Origin of the sequence: Aeromonas sp. QDB39 (genome assembly GCF_027707585.1) — a bacterium.
GTDB classification, from domain to species: domain Bacteria; phylum Pseudomonadota; class Gammaproteobacteria; order Enterobacterales; family Aeromonadaceae; genus Aeromonas; species Aeromonas hydrophila.
On the sequence record NZ_JAPCIV010000094.1, the window covers coordinates 1 to 3,000 of the forward strand.

General features: G+C 51.4%; 3 protein-coding genes. All 3 read right to left on the bottom strand.

Annotation, left to right across the window (positions count from 1 at the left end):
* Window positions 1-560: 560 nt before the first annotated feature.
* Window positions 561-1,778: a tyrosine-type recombinase/integrase gene (locus PG899_RS23845; protein ID WP_077098358.1), complete on the bottom strand. Its 1,218-nt coding sequence runs from the start codon at window positions 1,776-1,778 to the stop codon at window positions 561-563.
* Window positions 1,779-2,018: 240 nt separating this feature from the next.
* Window positions 2,019-2,651 carry a LysE family translocator gene (locus tag PG899_RS23850; RefSeq protein WP_252411336.1) on the bottom strand — a complete coding sequence of 211 codons (633 nt, stop codon included), beginning with the start codon at window positions 2,649-2,651 and terminating at the stop codon, window positions 2,019-2,021.
* A 104-nt stretch (window positions 2,652-2,755) separates the two neighbouring features.
* Window positions 2,756-3,000 (bottom strand): hypothetical protein (locus PG899_RS23855; protein ID WP_270697805.1); only part of this gene is annotated, 245 nt, incomplete at its 5' end.

Genomic DNA, 3,000 nt, shown 5'->3' on the forward strand with positions numbered 1-3,000 from the left:
AAGAGGGATTTGGTGATCAGATCACCGTCTCAACCATAAGTTCAATTCAGGTCACTCTGATTTGGGAAACAACGCCGTTCAAATGGTAAAAAAGCACGTTCTTTTGGCAAGGGATCGCAACACAAGCCAGTAAGGAATAGATCTAAATATAAATTTTCGCAACAGCCTAAGGATTAAGATAAATCCACAAAATTGAGCCGTGGATTACTCACGCCAGCTAAAAAAACAAAATTCGCAACTTTTTGCGTTATACTTTCATGGCTTGAGCGAAGTATTGCTCGAATCTGTGCTTTCTGACATGCCAGAGGCGATAAGGGCGAGTATGCCAAGTGGCAAAGGGTCTATCAGGATCACCGGCAGCAGACCACCTGACAGGCAAGGCTAATGGCCAGGGAAGGCGCCGCATCAGCTTTGTGCTCATCAGGTGGCTGCGTAGCATAACGGAGCAGACAACAAGATGGCACTAGCTGTACAGGCTGGGTAAAAATACATGGAGGGTAAACCCGGTGTACCCTCCATAGGCACAGTCTACAAATCACTGAAGAAAGTGCTGTGCTCCCCTACCCCACTTGTAGATGCACAATATTGTCTGGCGGTTGTTCTGATGGGTTTAAAATCCCTCCCCACAACTCCAGCGCCATTTTTTGTTCCGGTAACCGAACCGTATGAACATAGTGAGCCATTACACCAGGTAGAGCATGGCCTAAAATTTGTTCCACGACATGAGGGGCAATCCCAGCCTCGTTTAGGCGGGTCGCCAAGCTCCTTCGCAGATCGTGCCATGTCCAAGGGGCGCTATGCCCGAGCCGCTTCCAAATCCCCCTTCCCCACTGACTTACCGCTTCTGGTCGCTTGAGTTCCCCTAGCAAGTATGGGGATGACTGTGCGGCGGCGGCTTTCAGCAAGGCGTCTATCGTCGGCCGAATAAAATCAGGTATTGGTCTCACGATTTTATTACCTGTTTTTGAGTTAGACGCAGGTACTGTCCATGTACCTTCGGCTAGATTCCATTCTTCGGGTGCTGATAGCCGAGCTTCTTGAGTTCTTGCACCGAACGACAATAGAATCTTGGCCAAATTTCCGTAGTAGCAATATGGACCTAGCTTCTCAGCCCAATCCCATAGTGTTCGCAGTTCTTCTAGCGTCAGAACCCTATCTCGCTTACTTGCTTTTTGCCCAACATCAGCGACGGTCAAGTCATCCAATGCATTACTCACTGCAAACTGTCTGACACGGCAAAACTTCAGAGCATGCTTACAGTTTTGGAAACAATACCCACTAGCCACAGGTGCTACCTTCGAGTATTCGTCAAAGACGCTCAACCAGTGACGAGTATCACAATCTGACAAAGGAAGATCTCCGATACGGGGATAGACCCACTTAGCAAATTGCTGGCGATGCTTCTCACTGTTCGACCTTTTCTTATCGGCGTGATGGCAGAGCCAATACTCGAGTGCATCTTTAACCGTGACAGGCTTAAGCCTTTCATCTTTCCCGATCCTAGTCATCAAGGCGGGATCATTGCCCTCTTCCAACCAAGCTCGACATTGCGCCGCCTTTTTCCTTGCCTCGGAAAGCGACAGCCCCCCCTCTTGGCCGGTATAGGATCCCAGAGTCAGATTTTTTGCCTTGCCTAAAATTCGATAGCGGTACACAAAGCTGACTTTTCCGCTATTCCTCCACAGAACAGATAGCCCATCTCTGTCTGCAACCTTTCTGGGTGTATCATCATCGTGACCACGCAGCATTGCTTTGAGTTTTGAATCTGAGATTGCCATTTTGAACCCACATTTGAACCCACACTTGTCTTATATATCCTAAGATGGCTTTAGACAAGAAAGGTAATTTTAAAGATAAAAATCAGATAGATAGACTACACTTGGGGGCGGCATCAAACAGTATTAGACAGATAGTGTGATAATACGACATGAACTGATTTCAGCCAGCCTGCTGCAGTGCAGACGAAGGCGTATCCCAGCAATGGGATACGCCTTTTTCTATGCCCGGCGTTTACCCTCTCACTCCACGGCCAGCTTGATGCCAAGCCCCACGAACAAGCCTCCCATCAGGCGGTTGAGCCAGCGGCCCAACCAGCCAGGCAAGGCCATCCTGCGGCTCGCATAGGCGGTCGAGAAGGCCAGCAGATGGCACCAGATCATGCCGTTGAAATTGAAGATACAGCCCAGCACGATGAAGGCTAGCGCCTTCTGCGGTGCATCGGGAGCGATGAACTGGGGAACAAAGGCGAGGAAGAACAGGGCTACCTTGGGATTGAGCACATTGGTCAGCCACCCTTGCCGGAAGATCCGGCCGTAGGAGAGCGCAGGCAGCCGCACGGCAGGCTCGCGCACAGCCGGTGAGCCAGCCCCTTGCCACAGAAGCGAGCCTCCCAGATAGACCAGGTAGAGCGCCCCCATCAACTTGATGACGGCGAACAGCTCGGCCGAGGCACTCAGCAGAGCCGACAGTCCCAGCGCCGCCGCCAGCACATGCACCATGGTGCCCGTCCCTATTCCCAGCGCAGCCACAGAACCGGCCCGCCAGCCTTGTGAACCGCTGCGCAGCATGATGAGCAGAGAGTCAGGTCCCGGCATCATGTTCAATAGCAGACCGGATACGACAAACAACGCCAGATCGTGGATCCCCAACATACACAGCTCCTTATGCGTGAAAGAGACAGTCTATGGATCCAGCTTGCCTTGTCATCCCCCGCTGCAGCAATAGTGATCATCGACGAATGGAATAGCTGGACAGCTCAAGCGCTCAGATCCAGTGGCCGGAGGGAATAGTGAGATTTGAAAATGAGAAGATAAACATCGAGATATCGAGTGTTCGGCAGCCCGGCTGGAGCAATCACAAAGAAGGGGAAACGGTCTAACGGTAATAACTGGAACCAGAGCCAAGGCTGCAACACGCTGAATTGCAGGCAATAAAAAACCCCGCTCAGATGAGCGGGGTTTCTCGTGTTGGGTGCCTGGCAGTGTCCTACTCTCGCATGGC

Bases quoted from the DNA above. Each gene is read 5' to 3' on its own strand.
- PG899_RS23845 (WP_077098358.1), bottom strand. From the start codon at position 1,778: ATGGCAATCTCAGATTCAAAACTCAAAGCAATGCTGCGTGGTCACGAT.
- PG899_RS23850 (WP_252411336.1), bottom strand. From the start codon at position 2,651: ATGTTGGGGATCCACGATCTGGCGTTGTTTGTCGTATCCGGTCTGCTA.